This window comes from Bradyrhizobium sp. LM2.9 (assembly GCF_054056555.1).
The window spans coordinates 2,508,563-2,523,828 of the sequence record NZ_JBSRYJ010000002.1; the positions used below are offsets into that span (position 1 = coordinate 2,508,563).

The window sequence follows — 15,266 nt, forward strand, 5'->3', positions numbered from 1 at the left end:
ATTGCAACTAATTTGCAACTGCATCTAGCCGCATGGGTTCCCGCGGCAGCCGCTCCTTGTCGCCCATGTCGGGAAGCGGGTGGGTTTGGCCGTCCTCGGACGCCAATACTGGCGCCAACTCGACTTTGCAGGAAATGAGCCATGTCAAATCCCCCGCGCCTCCCCGAGACATTCAACCGCCTCGCCTGGTCCAACCTGGCGGCACAGTCGGCCGAACAGATCGCGCTGGCCGCGGCTCCTATCGTCGCGGTGCTGACGCTCGGCGTGGCCGAGGGCCAGACCGGCCTGTTGCAGACCGCGCTGACCCTGCCCTTCGTCCTCTTCGCAATTCCGGCCGGCCTGCTCGCCGACCGCATCTCCCGCCGTTCGCTGATGGCGGGGGCCGAGGCGCTGCGCGCTGCTGCCCTTGCGACGATCGTGCTCCTGCTCGCGCTCGGCGCCCTCAATCTGTCGCTGCTGGCGCTGCTCGGCTTTGCCGCCGTGTGCGGCACCGTCGTCTACAGCGTCGCCGCGCCGGCGTTGGTCCCCTCGCTGGTGAATTCTGACCTCTTGCCGGCCGCCAATGCCCGCATCGAGCTCGCACGCACCATCGCCTTCGCCTGCGGCCCTGCGCTCGGTGGCGTACTGGTGGGATGGTGGGGCGCTAGTCCGGCCTTCGGCTTCGCCGCGGCTCTCTCGGTCATCGCCGTCGTGCTGCTCTCCGGCATCTACGAGCCCGCACGAACGCCGGCTCCACGGCGGCATCCGCTCCAGGACATCCGCGAAGGCGCGGCCTTCGTGTTTCACCATCCGCTGCTGCGGCCGGTCTTCATCACCCAGTTCATCTTCAACACCGGATGGTTCCTGCAGATCGCGGTGTTCGTGCCTTACGCCGTGCGTCACCTCGGCCTGACCGCCGCCGGCATCGGCGCCGTGCTGACGATGTACGGTGTCGGCATGGTGATCGGCGCGCTGTTCGCCACGCGCGTGATGAAGCGCATCGCGTTCGGCACGGTCGTCGGCCTCGGCCCCGTCACCGGCTTCGTCGCCGCGGTGGTGATGGCGCTGACGGTGCTGGTCCCCTCGCCCTGGCTCGCGGGTTTGAGCTTCTTCCTGCTCGGCGTCGGGCCGATCCTGTGGGTGATCTCGACCACGACGCTGCGGCAGTCGGTGACCCCGCCGCGCCTTTTGGGGCGCGTCTCCGCCATCAACATCATGAGCTACGGCGCCCGCCCGGTCGGCTCGGCACTCGGTGCGATCGTCGGCGGCCTCTGGAGCGCGGAAGCGTGCCTCTATCTAGCGGCGGCGGTATTCGGCGTGCAGGCGCTGGTCATTTGGCTCTCGCCCGCGGTGACGCTGGATCGGCAGCCGGACATGGTGGGCGATGAGGCGGCGGCGCGGTGTTAGCGCCGCCGCGTGTGCTGGAGCAGCCAGCCTAGTTCGTCAGATACCGCTCGTAGCTCCCCGTCACCGGCTCGCTCGCGTCCACCTCCGGATCGAGCGTGTAGAGATCCTGCGCGCGGCCGATGCCACGTAGCGCGTAACGCCCGGTGGAGACGAGGTAGCGGCGGCCGGCGGCGTCGAGGCCCTTGTAGAATTCCGCCGACGCCAGCAGTTCGCGATCGACCGAACGGCTCATCGAGGCGATGCGACTGACCTCGTTCACGGTGGGACCGACCACGGTGAAATCAAGCCGGTCCTCGCTGCCGATATTGCCGTAAAAGACCTCGCCGACATGCAGGCCGATATAGGCGGACGTGGTGGGACGGCCATCGGCCTCCCGCCGCACGTTCAACGCGGCGACGTTCTTGCGGAACAAATGCTCGGCGCGTAGCGCGGCGCGGCGGGCATCCGCCATGTCCTCGCCGGTGAACATCGCGAGCACGCCATCGCCGATCAGCTTCAAGACGTCGCCGCCGGCGTCGTGGATCGCGTCGATCACGGCCTGCGCATAGTCGTTGAGGAACGGGATGATCTCGTCGGGGCCGATGCTCTCGCTGATCCCGGTCGATCCGCGCAGATCCGAATACCAGAGCACGGCGTTGATGCGCTCGGTGACGCCGCGCGAGATCCGCCCGCGCAGCACCTGCTCGGAGGCATCGCGGCCGAGATAGACGCGGCCGAGCGTGCGCGCGATGTCGACCTGCTGCGCCGATTTGATCGCGAGCCCCAGCACCGGCACGAGATCGCGCAGAGCCTCGAGCTCGCCTTCGGCGAAGCCGCTGTCGCGGCGCGTGGTCCAGCAGGAATAGAGGCAGTCCATCAGGCCAAGCGCGCCATTCTCGCCGAAGCGATGCACGAAAGCCAGGTAGTGCCGGTGGCCGTCCTCGGCGAGCTCGCCGATCTGGGAAAAATCCATCGACGGCGCGTCGGCGAGGTCGATCACCCTCTCGTCGTCGCCATGCTCGAGCATGTGGAAGAACACCGAGCGGCGCCAGCTCTTGGCCGCGTCGCCTTCGGCGGTCGATCCGTATTCGAACGCATCGCTCTCGTTGCTCGGACGGTCGCTCCAGCGGAAGCCGCGCCCCTCGTAGATCGGATGCAGCGTGTCGATCACGACGAGCCCGCGCGAAAGTTCCAGCCCTTCGGCGCGGCAGCGCTCGCAGAAGCCGCGCAACAGATCGGTTTCGGGTAGGCCGGTAAGTCCCTGGCCGGCCAGCCAGTTCATCAGGTCGAGGCGCGAGGTCAATTGCATACGCCATTATGGCGTGCATTCGTGACGAGCGAAAGGCCGCGCGAACGCGTGCAATGAAGGCTCCCATCCACAGCAGATCGAATATGTCACGGACGCTGTTGACGCGCTCTCGTCGCCGGCTGCAAATGGAATCGATGACACCGCTGACAAGACATACAGGGACATGAGCCAGCGCCAGCTTCCGATCATCCTGGCGCTCGGCACCACACAGACCTTGGCCTGGGCTTCCAGCTACTATCTGCCGGCGCTGCTCGCCGATCCCATGGCGCGCGACCTCGGCGTCTCCTCCAACTGGATCTTTGGCGCGTTCTCGGCCTCGCTGGTGATCTCGGCGATGCTCGGCCCGCGCATCGGGCGACAGATCGATCTCGTCGGCGGCCGGCAAGTGCTCTCGGTTTCGAACCTGACGATCGCCGCCGGCCTCGTCCTGCTGGGCCTCTCGCAATCGGTGGCGGTGATGGCGATTGCCTGGCTCGTGCTCGGCATCGGCATGGCGACGGGGCTTTATGACGCCGCCTTCGCCGCGCTCGGCCGCATCTACGGCACCGAGGCGCGCAGGCCCATCACCGGCATCACGCTGATGGCGGGCTTTGCATCGACGGTCGGCTGGCCGCTCACCGCCTGGGGGCTGTCGCATTTCGGCTGGCGCGAGACCTGCTTTGCCTGGGCGGCCGCCAATATCCTGATCGGATTGCCGCTCAACTTCTTCATGCTGCCGGCGATCAAGGGCGCCAGGCAGGCCGCGGCGACGGCCGAGAAGTCGCATCTACCGCTCAACCGCACCATGGTGCTGCTCGCCTTCGTCTTCGCGGCGGTCTGGACCGTCACCGGCGCGATGGCCGTCCATTTCCCGCGCCTGCTGGAGGCAACGGGCGCGACGCATGTCGAGGCGATCGCGGCCGGCGCGCTGATCGGCCCCGCACAGGTGGCCGCGCGCATTCTCGAAGCGGGTTTTCTCAGTCGCTTCCATCCGCTGTGGTCGACCCGGCTCGCCTGCCTCACCCATCCGCTCGGCGCGGCCGTTCTCGCCATCTTCGGCGCTCCCGCAGCGAGCGCGTTTGCACTGCTCCACGGCTCGGGCAACGGCATTTTGACGATCGCGCGCGGCACGCTGCCGCTGTCGATCTTCGGCCCGAAGGATTTTGGCTATCGCCTCGGCATCATCGGCGCGCCGGCACGGATGGCGCAGGCCGTGGCGCCGCTGGCTTTCGGCCTGCTCATCGACGTCATGGGCACCAAGGTGCTGATCGTCTCCTCCGCGCTCAGCCTCTCGGCGCTGGCCGCGCTGTTCATGATCCGCGCGCAACCGCGGCCGGATTGACGCGGGCCGGAGCTTTCGCGCACAAGCGAAGCATGACCGAAGACACAAGCCCGCCCCGCACATTCAAAGGCCTCTTGCGCTGGGCGACCACGCCGCCGCAGGCTTGGGGCGTCTATCTCCTCGCCATCATTCTTGTGTGGCTGATCTCGTTCTATGCCGGCTCCCTGAAGCCGAAGAAGGCGCCCGAAGCAAGTCCGCCCGCCGTGACCGCACCGCGGAGCTAAGCCGCCTTGGCATCGCTGGTCGCGATCCAGATGCCGGCGAACACCGCAATCAGCCCGATCAGTAGATTGGGTGTGATCGGCTCGCCGATCAGCAGCGCGGCAAGCAGGGTGGCGGCGATCGGATTGACCGTCATCGTATTGGCGACGCGGGTCGGCGTTGCGCGCGCCAGCGCCATGACCCAGAGGATGAAGGCGAGCGCGCCGCCGCCGATGCCGAGATAGATGCCGGCGATCCACTGCCCCATCGTGAAGTGATCAAGCGCGGCAAAGCTGCCCTTCACGAAGCCCGCCAGCACCAGCACGGCGGCGCCCGCGCCCATGCCGACGGTGAGAAAGCCGAGTGGGCTCGAGCGCTGCATCAGCGGCCGCGACAGCACGTTGTAGAACGCCATGCAGAACACGGCGCCGGTCATGATCAACTCGCCACGCCACGCGCCCGGCGGGCTCTGCGCCAGACCCGCGGCCAGCGCCGCCGCCACGCCGAGCACGGCGATGCCGACGCCTGTGATCTTGCGCGCCGTCAGGCGTTCCACGTCGAGGATCGCGCCGACCACCATGGTGTGGAGCGGCAGCGTCGCGAGAGCGAGGCTGGCCCGCGCCGCGGTCGTGTAGGACACCGCGATGTTGTAGAGGATGAAGAACAGCCCGAAGAAGCAGATGCCGAGCAGCGTCACGGCCGGCCAGTCGGACCGCTGCGGCCAGCGCACGCCGAGCATCAGCGCACACGGAAGAAGGCAGAGAAAGCCGATCCCCCAGCGCAGGATTGCGAGCAAGATCGGATCGGCGCCACTAACGAGATAGCGGGTGATCGCCGCGGCCGTGCCGCCGAGACTGCTCGATACCAGCGCGATCGCGACCCCGGCCCATTCTCCCACAAACGTCTCCCGTTGCGGAGCTTGTTGAGGGCGCTAGCACGTCCCTGCTGCCACCGTAGTGGCAACAGGGACGTTGCGGGAAGCTAGTCGTAAAACTCCGGCGCCATCTTCTGGCTGTCGCGCTGAGCCTTGTCGTGGTTGATCCAGAGCTGCGCCTTCTCCTTGCCGAGCGTGTCGGCGATCTTCTGCATCGAGGCCGCGCTCTGGTCCTTGTTGGCGTTCATGCTGGGCACGCGGCGGTGGTCCCAATTATCCCTGAAGTGCACCGCATCGCCGGACAGCACCACCGCGCCGGTCTTCGGCAACTTCACCAGCAGCGACTGGTGTCCCGGCGTATGGCCGGGCGTCGACAGGATGGTCACGCTGCCGTCGCCGAACACGTCCTTGTCGCCCGCAAGCAGCTCGACCGGATGCGACGGCTTGAAGCGCGGCTCGTTGTTGGCGCCGGGCCAGTCATATTCGGTCCTCTGCACGTAGAGCGTCGCCTGCGGAAACAGCTCGACATTGCCAATGTGGTCGGGATGGGTGTGCGAGACGGCCATCACCTTGACGTCAGCGGGCTTGACGCCGATCTGGTCGAGCTGGGCGGCAAGCGTCTTCGGCCGCCGCCAGGCGACGGCCTTGGGATCGGCGGGCGGCAAGCCATTTGGCATCGCCGCGACTGCGTCGGCGATGCCGGTGTCCCACAGGAACCAGCCCTTGGTGTGCTTGATGAGATAGCAGCTATCGACGAAGTCCATCGTCTTGCCCTCGTTCAGGCCGGGCGTCCAGCGCGAGATGTCGCCGGCGGTGCCTTCCCCGCAATTGAGGACGTAGAGCTTTTCGACACCGGTCTTTTCCGACTGCGCCAGCGCCGCATGACCGGACAGAGCCAGTGCGGCGACGGCGAGAGCGAGCTTGATCCTTGGCATCATTCGTTCCTCCCTGGCAGCCAGGTCGGCTGTGATCGTGGATCAACCCCGGCCGGTACCCAGAATTCCCGCAAAGCCATCATCAATGCGGGCAGGTCTCGACCTCGACCGTGACGTGACTCAGCCCCTTCAGGCCGGCGAGCCGCCGCTTGTAGACGGCCGGCTGCTTCGGCTGGTCCGACACCACCGAGAGCAGCACCGCGCAATGGCCGGGCCCAACCTGCCACAGATGCAGATCGGTGACGCGGTCGTCGCCGACTTCCATTCGCGCGCGGATGGTGCGCTCGAGCTTCTCGTCGGCGCGCACGTCGAGCAGCACCGCGCCGGATGTCTTGATCAGGCCGAACGCCCAGCTTGCGATCACGGCACTGCCGATCAGGCCGACGGCCGGATCGGCCCAGACCCATCCCGAATACATGGCGACCACGAGCGCGGCGATCGCCAGCACCGAGGTCGCCGCATCCGCCATGACGTGGACGTAGGCGGCGCGGAGATTGTTGTCGTGGTGGTGGTGGCGATCATGATGATCATGATCGTGGCCGTAATCATGATGCTCATGGTCATCATGCGCATGGCCGTGATGGTGGTGATCGTGGCTGTCGCGCAAGAGCCACGCACTGGCGAGGTTGACGCAAAGGCCGAGCGCGGCGACCGCAATCGCCTCGCCATAGACGATCGGCACCGGCGTGAACAGTCGCAGCACGCTCTCATAGGCGATCTCGACCGCGATCAAACCCAAAATGATCGCGCTGGCGAAGGCGGCGAGATCGCCGAACTTGCCGGTACCGAAGGTGAAATGCGAATTCCCGAGGTGCCGCCGCGCGAAGCGATAAGCGAACGCCGCAATCCCCAGCGCCGCCGCGTGCGTCCCCATGTGCCAGCCGTCGGCGAGCAGCGCCATCGAGCCGAACAGCGAGCCGGCGACGATCTCGCCGACCATCATGACCAGCGTCAGCACGACGACGAGCCAGGTGCGCCGCTCGTTCTCGTCGTGCTTGTCGCCCAGAAAGGCGTGGTCATGGGTCCATTGTTCGATGGAATGGGAATGCATCGAGAATTCTCCGATAAGGTCCGGTCCGTTGACCCGCAATATAGACCCGCGGGTCTTCCCGGCAAAATTGGCGAAAACGGGCCGATTGACAGGTCGGCACGGTTTCGGTGTAATGAAGTCCATGGGGATTTGAGCGATCTCCCCACGAGGCGACATGCCCAAGTATCGCGTCCCGTTGTTTTTTACGAGGGCGCATCATGTCTTCCTACACGACGATATCATCTGAAAAACTGGCACGGCTGATCGGCACGGCAAATGCCCCGGTCCTGATCGACGTGCGCACCGACGAGGATTTTGCCGCCGACCGGCGGCTGATCCCGGGTTCGATCAAGCTCAGCCACGACAATGTTGCGGAATGGGGCGGCGAATTCGCTGGCCGCACCGCGATCGTCTCCTGCCTGCGCGGCGCAAAGCTCGCACAGGGCACGGCGGCCTGGCTCAGGCAGCTTGGGGTCCGGGCCGAGACGCTGGAAGGCGGCTTCGAGGGCTGGAAGGAGGCAAACCTGCCGCTGCTCGACACAAGCAAGCTGCCGCCGCGCGACGCCAAGGGACGCACCGTCTGGGTGACTCGTGCGCGGCCCAAGGTCGACCGCATCGCCTGCCCTTGGCTGATCCGCCGCTTCGTCGATCCCAACGCGGTATTCTTGTTCGTGGCACCCCCCGAAGTGGTCGCCGTCGGCGAGCGATTCAAGGCAGCCCCCTTCGACATCGAGAACGTGTTCTGGAGCCACCGCGGCGAGCTCTGCACCTTCGACGTGATGATCGAGGAATTCGGGATCGCGGCACCGGCTCTGCTTCGCCTGGCAACGCTGGTGCGCGGCGCCGACACGGCGCGGCCCGACCTCGCACCGGAGGCCCCCGGCCTGCTCGCGGCATCGCTCGGGCTGTCGCGGATGTACGACGACGATCTCGAACAGCTCGAGGCCGGCATGCTGCTCTACGACGCGTTCTACCGCTGGTGCCGCGATGCCACGGCTGAGACCCACAACTGGCCGACCAACAAGGTGAAGGCGTAATGGATAGACGTACTATCGAAACAGGAGCTGATGCCGGTCACGGCATCAGCTTCGGTGAAGCCTTTCGCGTCTGGCTCCGCGTCGCCTGCCTGAGTTTTGGCGGACCCGCGGGCCAGATCGCGGTGATGCACCGCATCCTGGTCGAGGAAAAGAACTGGATCTCCGAAGGCCGCTTCCTGCATGCGCTGAACTACTGCATGCTGCTGCCGGGCCCCGAGGCGCAGCAGCTCGCAACCTATATCGGCTGGCTGATGCACCGCACCGCCGGCGGGCTGATGGCGGGCGGGCTGTTCATCCTGCCCGGCATCATCGCCATCATGGGCCTGAGCTACGTCTACGCCGCCTATGGCAATGTCAGCTTCGTCGAGGCGCTGTTCTTCGGGCTGAAAGCCGCCGTGCTCGCCATCGTCGTCGAGGCGGTGGTGCGCGTCGGCAAGCGCGCGCTGAAGAACCGCATCATGATCGCGCTCGCCGCGATTGCCTTCGTCGCAATCTTCTTTTTCGCGGTCCCCTTCCCCATCATCATCATTGCCGCCGGCATCATTGGCTATGTCGGCGCCAGGCAGGGCCGTCCGGAATTCGCTGCGGCCGGTCACGGCCCTGGCGGCAGCAGCGCCTTGGTCGACAGCATGCTCGGCGGAGCCGTGCCCGATCACGTCCGACCCGACACCGCCCGCACGATTCGCGTGGGTGCGCTGTGGCTAGCGCTCTGGCTGGTGCCGGTAATCGCGCTGCTGCTCGCTGTTGGACAAGACAACGTCTTCAGTCACATCGCGCTGTTCTTCTCAAAAATGGCACTTGTCACCTTCGGCGGCGCGTATGCGGTGCTGGCTTATGTCGCCCAGCAGGCAGTCGAGCACTATCACTGGCTCAAGCCGCACGAGATGCTGGACGGCCTCGGCATGGCCGAGACCACGCCGGGCCCGGGGGCTGATCATGGTGCTCCAGTTCGTGGGCTTCATGGCGGCCTACCGCGATCCGAGCGGCCTGTCGCCGATGCTCGCGGCTACGTTGGGCGGATTGCTCGCCACCTGGGTCACGTTCACACCCTGCTTCCTCTGGATCTTCGTCGGCGCCCCCTACATCGAGCGGCTGCGCGGCAACACCGGCCTTGCCGGCGCGCTCAGCGCGATCACGGCCGCCGTCGTCGGCGTGATCCTCAACCTCTCGATCTGGTTCGCGCTGCACACACTGTTCCGCGAGACCGTGCCGGTGCACGCCTTCCCGTTTGCCTTCGACATGCCGGTGCTGACGAGCGTCGACATCCCCGCGCTCGTGCTGTCGATCGCGGCCGCGACCGCGCTCTTCCGGTTCAAGCTGGGCATGCTCACGGTGCTCGCCGGCAGCTGCGCTGCGGGCGTGGCGCTGCGGCTGGCGGGGGTGATCTAGGGAGCCGGCTCATAGGTTCGTCGCATCCGGTTTGCCATTGAAAGGCATCGTTAAGCCGTCAGGGTTGCATGGCGGCCTTGGGCCATTCACGTCGCTCAATCCCTGCCTTCGAGACGTCCGGTCTAACCCCTGACTCCGGACCTGTCGCTGCACTGCGCCAACCGACGCGATGGGCCAATAGGCGACATTTCCGAAAACAAGAGGCGGCCAACCGCCCGGACGTTCGCTGACGGCCATTGGCAGACGAACGACGAAGCGGTTGCAGTGCGCCGAAGAGCTGGTAGAGCCGCTTCATGCCATTCCGCTATTCGTGATAGGTTACTCTCAGCCGTAAACGTTTTCAGCCGTGTTGGACAACAACGGAGGCTTTGCCAATGAAATCCAATTTTTACTCACGGCCGGTAGATGAGTTCGCCACAAGTAAAGCTGATGCACTGATCTTGGTCGGTCGCATCCTATTTGCGTGGGTATTCGTCGGAAGCGCCTACGGAGCAATATTCAACTTCAGCGGCTCCGTCGGCTACTCCAGGTCGCTGAACCTTTTTTTCCAGCACCCGAGCTGTTCACGGCGACGAACATCGCACTGGAAATATTGATATCCGTTAGTTTGGTATTGGGCATCGGTACGCGCTTCTGCGCAGTGCTGACATTTATGTTCGTACTGGTGGCAACCGCTATTGCACACCGCTACTGGGAGTATCCATCCGGTGCGCAGCAGATTGGTCAATACAATCATTTTCTGAAGAACATCTCGATCATGGGAGGCGCGATGTTGATCTTCGTCACTGGGGCGGGCCGCTTCAGTTTCGACCGAAAAATGTAGCCCGATCACTTCACCTTGACCTTGAAAGCCTCCTCGATCAGTCGGCGGATGCTCTTTGATAGCGGCTTGAGTGCCTCGCTCACGATCGCGAAGAGAAGCATCAGCCACGTCGCAAGCGCGGCACACCACAGCAATAGTTCAAATGTCTCCGGCATGATGACCTCATCAAAAATATCTGTTCTGAATCGGCAAATGCTACTTCAAATGCTACTTAACGGGACCGAGGCGGCAATCGGCGCGCTCCTGCGGCGTCGTGTATCTCCCTCAACTGCCAGGCTGGGAGTACTTGCCCCGAAGCTGGCTTACAGTTTGGCGGACCTTGGCAATTTCGTCCTGCGTCCAAAGCCTGACGAGGTTTACATTGTGGATGGCGCCGGATGCCACCACGGTACCGGAAATGGCCGGTGCCGCACTGGGATCGGGCACATCAAAAATCACCAGGACGCCCGGACCTTCAGAAGCGGTGCTATACATTGAGATCAGTTTCCCGCCGGCGGCTTCGATGAGGTTGTTGGCCGCTTCCACGCGATTGGTCCCAGGCTTGTCCATAATGCTGTTGAGGGATTTTGGTGTGTATTGCCCCGTCATACAAAATGCATGGTGACTTCCTCCTGTCGGAGAATGTTCAGGTCACTAAAGCGCAAGATTTATATCGGGCTCAAAAAAATAGGCGGTCATAACCGCGTTGAGCGAAAGACCATATACCCCGCCGTGGGCAACATGCCGCTGAGAATAAACGGACCTTCGGCACTGCCCGCTCGCGGCTGAATAAACAGCCTACATCAAAGATCTGTCGCGCGCCAAAAGAATCTGATTCGCTAGTCCTACCGCCAAGTGTCAGCGGGATTTACCTGCATCAGCCATCCCTCGAGCCAAACTATTGTCGGATCTGGGTCAAAGGTGGCGGTCGGACCCGAGTGGGACTACTTCCGCTGTACCTCTCGCTCCGGACATGTCGCTGCGCTGTGCCAGCCAACGTGATGGGCCAGAAGCGGTCGACGCAGCCTGGCGCGATGTTCGCCAGCTTCCGCCCTCAATAGCCGACATGAGTGGTTGTTACGTTCTTCTGCTTAGGCCGCAGCGGAAGTGGCTCGCCTATCCGCCAAACTTTTCTGCCCGCACGCACATCATTGTGGGCCGGGGAACTGTTACTGCCGCATTGGTTTCACCGAACGGCCACGAGAGAATCCAACGCTAACCAAACTTCGTGGATAGTGCGTTTGGTTCCCAAACTGAGGAAAGGAATAACCATGCGCATCATTACTGCATCCGTCATTATTGCAGCACTCTCGCTTGGGATGACCGCTTTCGTGCAGGCTCAAGGAGCGTCCCCGCAACCCAGAGCGCAGGAACCGCCTGCTCAGTCCGACACGGTCATTCGAAGCATACAGGTAGTCGACATCAAGCAATTGCAACCTGCGGTTCGCTCAAAGGTCGATGAAATCGTCGCGCAGACAAGCGAAGAAGATTTGCAATCACTTCGGAAGTCCATTGACGCGGCACCGGCGGCAGTATCTGCGCTTAAAGCGAAGGGCTTGAGCTCGTCGCAGGTTGTTGCCATCAACATCGCCGACGGTGTGCTCACGATGTTCGCCAAGACGGCCTAAAGCGGGAAGTTCTAGTGAAAGCTCCACCATGGACTGTCACCACTCCAAGCTTAACGGTACCGTGTTCGGCATACATGATTGGCTTATCTATCTACGGGATCAAGCGGTCACGTGTCTGAAACTTGTCGAGCAGGCCGACGATCGTCTCGTTAAAACCGAACTGCTTGCGTTGGCGTCGGTCTGCGAGGAGATCGCCGATAACATCGAAGATCATTTGGCAGCCGGGGAAGGCCGCGCGCCGCGTGGGGCAAGGCTGTCATGAAAGAGGCCGCCAACTGCGGCGGCCTCAAATGTCCGCAAGGGGTCAAAATCCGAAATACTCAACCTGCGCTAATCTAGTCCGCCATGCCTCGATTAGCGGACTTTAATGAAGCGGGTCGCCACCGATGGGCCAGGACCACACCTGATCGTCTGCAATCAGCTAGCTCCGAATCGAACGGCTTGGATCAGCCAAATCACTGCCGCGAGGTTCAGTAGAGCAGTGCCTGCAGGACCATAGGTTTTCATCGGATCTTTGATCGTCCCGCCTATGACGGCATCACCGGCCTGAACGATGATCATGCTCCATGCGACGGCTTGGAGCCATCCAGTTGACCCCGTAATAAATGGGACCGCGCTCGCGATCACTAAAGCCGTGCTTCTCGCACAGGCATAAAGTGCCATGGTGCGGGCGGTGTTGCTCGCACCCAATGCCGCCGCCATGGAAAATCCAAGACTGCCTGGCTCGACTGCAGTGACTCGACGCGGCTGGTTTGCAAGATCAGTCCTTCAATGTCTGCTTCGGGTCACAACCGGTCGATGATGACCGCGCCGAACGACTTCCGCTCTGCCCTCGGAAGCTGCCGTCTCTCAGCACGCGCCCTTTGGGCGAAAGCCGTCACCCTCGCCTCCCCGTCCCGTCGGGCAAAACAGTCGCGACCACTTCCGCCACACCGCCTGTCAAGCCCATCTCGCAAAATATTCCACTTTACCGAATTTCTGATTTATCGTACAGACAAAACACCCTGGCCCGAGACAAGGGGCGGATCGCGATCGTCACGAACCGCGGGCTGGGCAGCGATGGACGCGACGGCGTCGGGCGTAACAGGCATTGCAGGGCGGCTTCGGCTGTGAGCAATCGCTTCGCGCCGACGACACGACGCCGACAGCGTCTTCGCATGGCTTCGGGTGTGAGCACACGCCAGCACTCGAAGTCCCAGCGAAGACGTGCGCGGACGAACAAGTCGTGTGGTCCTGACGCCCGGGGTCTGTGCGTCAAGTCCTGCGGTGATGAGGCGGCCCGACCGGGCGCGCGCATCAGCTATCCGCAGGGCGACGGGGGCAATAGTGCATCGCTCCCCGGGGAGAGCACGAAGGACACGTTAAAACCATCGCGCAGGGAAGGCCGGGCGATCCGGCGAACCTGCGGTCCACCCCGTGTGCATTTCTATGGCGCACGGACCTTGCGGGTGCCCGCCGGCGCCCGGCCTTCCCTGCGCCCTTTCCTTGAAGGTGGCGCGAAACGGACAGTAAACCTCGGGCACAACATGCCGCGAGAAGGCGATGGCGTGGCTGCTGTTTGAAATGTGAATTGAAGAGAAACGGCTGAATCTTGCTGCGTCATAAGACCCTCATGGTGAGGAGCGCGAAGCGCGTCTCGAACCATGAAGGCCCGGATATTTGCCCGAGGCCATCCTTCGAGACGCGCGTTCCGCGCTCCTCAGGATGAGGAGAAGAGTGGTTTGACGCAGCAGAACTACCGCCTCATCATCCGCGCAATCGCTTCCCCAATCATCACCGTCGTGAAGTGGGTGTTGGCGCGGCAGTCCGACGGCATGATCGAGGCGTCGGCGACGCGCAGGCCCGCGATGCCCTTCACCGTACCATCAGGGTTGACCACGCCGTCGGCCTGCTTGAAGCCGGTCATGCGGCAACTGCCGGCGGCGTGCTGGATGTCGCCGGTTTCACGCCGCAGCAGCGCATCGAGCTCACGATCCGGCAGCGCGGCTGCCTGCGGCAGCGTCAGATCGGTGTCCGCCAGCCGGATCCGGTCGGCGATGCCTGATAGCGCCGGCTGGGAGGTGATCACGGCCAGCCGTTTCACCGCATCCATCATGCGCAGCATGTCGCGGGGATCGGCCAGCATGTTCTCCTCGACAACAGGATCGATCGCGGGGGCGGTCGAGGCCAGTTTAAGTGTTCCACGAGAATACGCATTGAACAGCCCGGCGCCGATCGCTCCTGATACGCCGATGCCGCGGTGGTTGAAGGCGATCAGGATCATGTCCCGTTTGCCGCCATCGCCAAGGCCCGACGAATAGGTCACGCAGCAATTGGTATGGCGGGTGTCGGGATCGCTCGGCCGCAGGTTTTCATGGAGCTGGACCGTGGCGCGAAACAGCGGATGGTCGAAGAAGTGCCGGCCGACCGGCAGGTCGCGCTCGACCGCGATTCCCATCGCCTTCAACTCATCGGCAGGTCCAATGCCCGAGCGCAGCAGGATCGCCGGACTGTGGATGGCACCGGCGCAGAGCACGATCTGGCGCGCGCTGATCTCGCTGGTGCCCTGCCCCTCGATGTGAACGCGAAGGCCGGTCGCCCGGCCGTCGCTGATCAGCACGCGATCGACCAGTGCGTGCCCGCGAATCTCCAGATTGGCGCGGCTCCGCGCGGGCTCGAGATAACCTTCATTGGTGGTGATGCGGCGGCTGTCCCGGCTGTTGATGGGATAGCAGGCGACGCCCTCGCCGTCGGGACCATTGACGTCGGCACACCAGGGATAGCCGCTCGCCAGCGCCGCATCGCGCAAGCCGCGATCGATCGGGCCCCATTTGTCCGGCGGCGCCCGATAGACCGGCAGCGGTCCGCCGCGGCCATGGCCCGCTGCGTCGCCGAACTCCAGATCATCCTCGATCACCGAGAACAACGGCATCACCTCTTTCGCGGACCAGCCGGTGCAGCCATTGGCGGCCCATTCGTCGAACGCATCGGCGACGCCGCGGATGGCGATCTGGCCGTTCATCATCGACGAGCCGCCGAGGCCCTTGCCGCGCCAGTAGAAGCGCGGCTCCTGCCCCGCCACCCGGCGCGTCAGCAGATCAGGCCATTGCCATTTCTCCTGGTACTCGCGCTTGTGGATGATCGGGATGGGATTTGGCGTCATCACTTCCCAGGGCGCCTCGTCGGCGCGCCAGTCGAGACCCGCCTCCAGCAGCAGGACGCGCCACGCAGGATCTTCGGAGAGCCGTGCCGCAACAGCGGCGCCGGCGGAGCCGCCGCCGACAACAATGACATCGTACATCGCGCTACTTCTCAACGTTCCAGAAAACCGGGATGGCGGACGGTATCAGACCGCGCAAACCGGCGCGAGAGGCGGCGGGCTGGGCGGGGTGATCT

General features: G+C 64.0%; 15 protein-coding genes and 1 pseudogene. 7 read left to right on the plus strand and 9 right to left on the minus strand.

Going from position 1 to position 15,266, the window contains the following annotated elements; translation table 11 throughout:
* The first annotated feature begins 141 nt into the window (after positions 1 to 141).
* Positions 142 to 1,386 carry an MFS transporter gene (locus tag ACVWW3_RS13535; protein WP_456649631.1) on the plus strand — a complete coding sequence of 415 codons (1,245 nt, stop codon included), beginning with the start codon at positions 142 to 144 and terminating at the stop codon, positions 1,384 to 1,386.
* Positions 1,387 to 1,414: 28 nt separating this feature from the next.
* Here the strand turns inward: ACVWW3_RS13535 and ACVWW3_RS13540 are convergent, their stop codons facing one another.
* Positions 1,415 to 2,674 (minus strand): adenylate/guanylate cyclase domain-containing protein, encoded by a 1,260-nt coding sequence (locus ACVWW3_RS13540; protein ID WP_354104915.1) that lies wholly within the window; start codon positions 2,672 to 2,674, stop codon positions 1,415 to 1,417.
* A gap of 163 nt (positions 2,675 to 2,837) precedes the next feature.
* Between ACVWW3_RS13540 and ACVWW3_RS13545 the strand changes: the two genes are divergently transcribed.
* Both ACVWW3_RS13545 and ACVWW3_RS13550 read left to right on the plus strand, forming a co-directional pair.
* Positions 2,838 to 3,995: an MFS transporter gene (locus ACVWW3_RS13545; protein WP_456649630.1), complete on the plus strand. Its 1,158-nt coding sequence runs from the start codon at positions 2,838 to 2,840 to the stop codon at positions 3,993 to 3,995.
* Positions 3,996 to 4,027: 32 nt separating this feature from the next.
* Entirely contained in the window at positions 4,028 to 4,219 is a 192-nt protein-coding gene (locus ACVWW3_RS13550) for a hypothetical protein (RefSeq protein ID WP_247349438.1), read from the plus strand.
* On the opposite strand, the gene ACVWW3_RS13555 is transcribed toward ACVWW3_RS13550, so the two are convergent.
* The 3 genes from ACVWW3_RS13555 to dmeF form a co-directional block, all read right to left on the minus strand.
* Entirely contained in the window at positions 4,216 to 5,094 is an 879-nt protein-coding gene (locus ACVWW3_RS13555; RefSeq protein ID WP_456649629.1) for a DMT family transporter, read from the minus strand. The two genes, ACVWW3_RS13550 and ACVWW3_RS13555, sit on opposite strands and share 4 nt — an antisense overlap.
* A gap of 83 nt (positions 5,095 to 5,177) precedes the next feature.
* Positions 5,178 to 6,008 carry an N-acyl homoserine lactonase family protein gene (locus ACVWW3_RS13560; protein WP_456649628.1) on the minus strand — a complete coding sequence of 277 codons (831 nt, stop codon included), beginning with the start codon at positions 6,006 to 6,008 and terminating at the stop codon, positions 5,178 to 5,180.
* A 79-nt stretch (positions 6,009 to 6,087) separates the two neighbouring features.
* Entirely contained in the window at positions 6,088 to 7,056 is a 969-nt protein-coding gene (dmeF, locus tag ACVWW3_RS13565) for a CDF family Co(II)/Ni(II) efflux transporter DmeF (RefSeq protein ID WP_456649627.1), read from the minus strand.
* A gap of 197 nt (positions 7,057 to 7,253) precedes the next feature.
* Here dmeF and ACVWW3_RS13570 point away from each other — a divergent pair, with 197 nt between their 5' ends.
* The 3 genes and pseudogenes from ACVWW3_RS13570 to ACVWW3_RS13580 all read left to right on the plus strand — a co-directional run bounded on the left by ACVWW3_RS13570 (position 7,254) and on the right by ACVWW3_RS13580 (position 10,284).
* Positions 7,254 to 8,072 (plus strand): chromate resistance protein ChrB domain-containing protein, encoded by an 819-nt coding sequence (locus ACVWW3_RS13570; RefSeq protein WP_456649626.1) that lies wholly within the window; start codon positions 7,254 to 7,256, stop codon positions 8,070 to 8,072.
* A pseudogene (chrA, locus tag ACVWW3_RS13575) lies at positions 8,072 to 9,461 on the plus strand (chromate efflux transporter). Before ACVWW3_RS13570 ends, chrA begins: the two are co-directional and overlap by 1 nt.
* A 463-nt stretch (positions 9,462 to 9,924) precedes the next feature.
* Positions 9,925 to 10,284, plus strand: coding sequence for a DoxX family protein (locus ACVWW3_RS13580; protein WP_456671985.1), 360 nt, complete (start codon positions 9,925 to 9,927; stop codon positions 10,282 to 10,284).
* A gap of 5 nt (positions 10,285 to 10,289) precedes the next feature.
* On the opposite strand, the gene ACVWW3_RS13585 is transcribed toward ACVWW3_RS13580, so the two are convergent.
* Both ACVWW3_RS13585 and ACVWW3_RS13590 read right to left on the minus strand, forming a co-directional pair.
* A complete protein-coding gene (locus ACVWW3_RS13585; protein WP_247349445.1) occupies positions 10,290 to 10,439 on the minus strand; it encodes a hypothetical protein in 150 nt (49 codons plus the stop codon).
* A 109-nt stretch (positions 10,440 to 10,548) separates the two neighbouring features.
* A complete protein-coding gene (locus ACVWW3_RS13590) occupies positions 10,549 to 10,872 on the minus strand; it encodes a GYD domain-containing protein (RefSeq protein WP_456649624.1) in 324 nt (107 codons plus the stop codon).
* Between the two features lie 662 nt (positions 10,873 to 11,534).
* Here ACVWW3_RS13590 and ACVWW3_RS13595 point away from each other — a divergent pair.
* Positions 11,535 to 11,891 (plus strand): hypothetical protein, encoded by a 357-nt coding sequence (locus ACVWW3_RS13595; RefSeq protein WP_354051670.1) that lies wholly within the window; start codon positions 11,535 to 11,537, stop codon positions 11,889 to 11,891.
* 91 nt (positions 11,892 to 11,982) lie between these two features.
* Here ACVWW3_RS13595 and ACVWW3_RS13600 read toward each other — a convergent pair whose 3' ends face one another.
* From ACVWW3_RS13600 to ACVWW3_RS13610, 3 genes are all read right to left on the minus strand, one after another.
* On the minus strand, positions 11,983 to 12,105 hold the full coding sequence (locus tag ACVWW3_RS13600; protein ID WP_456671986.1) for a hypothetical protein: 123 nt from the start codon (positions 12,103 to 12,105) through the stop codon (positions 11,983 to 11,985).
* Between the two features lie 203 nt (positions 12,106 to 12,308).
* The gene (locus tag ACVWW3_RS13605; protein WP_247444282.1) at positions 12,309 to 12,593 is read right to left on the minus strand and encodes a hypothetical protein; all 285 of its coding nucleotides are present in this window, start codon (positions 12,591 to 12,593) and stop codon (positions 12,309 to 12,311) included.
* Between the two features lie 1,033 nt (positions 12,594 to 13,626).
* Positions 13,627 to 15,171 (minus strand): GMC family oxidoreductase, encoded by a 1,545-nt coding sequence (locus tag ACVWW3_RS13610; protein WP_456649622.1) that lies wholly within the window; start codon positions 15,169 to 15,171, stop codon positions 13,627 to 13,629.
* Between the last annotated feature and the right edge of the window lie 95 nt (positions 15,172 to 15,266).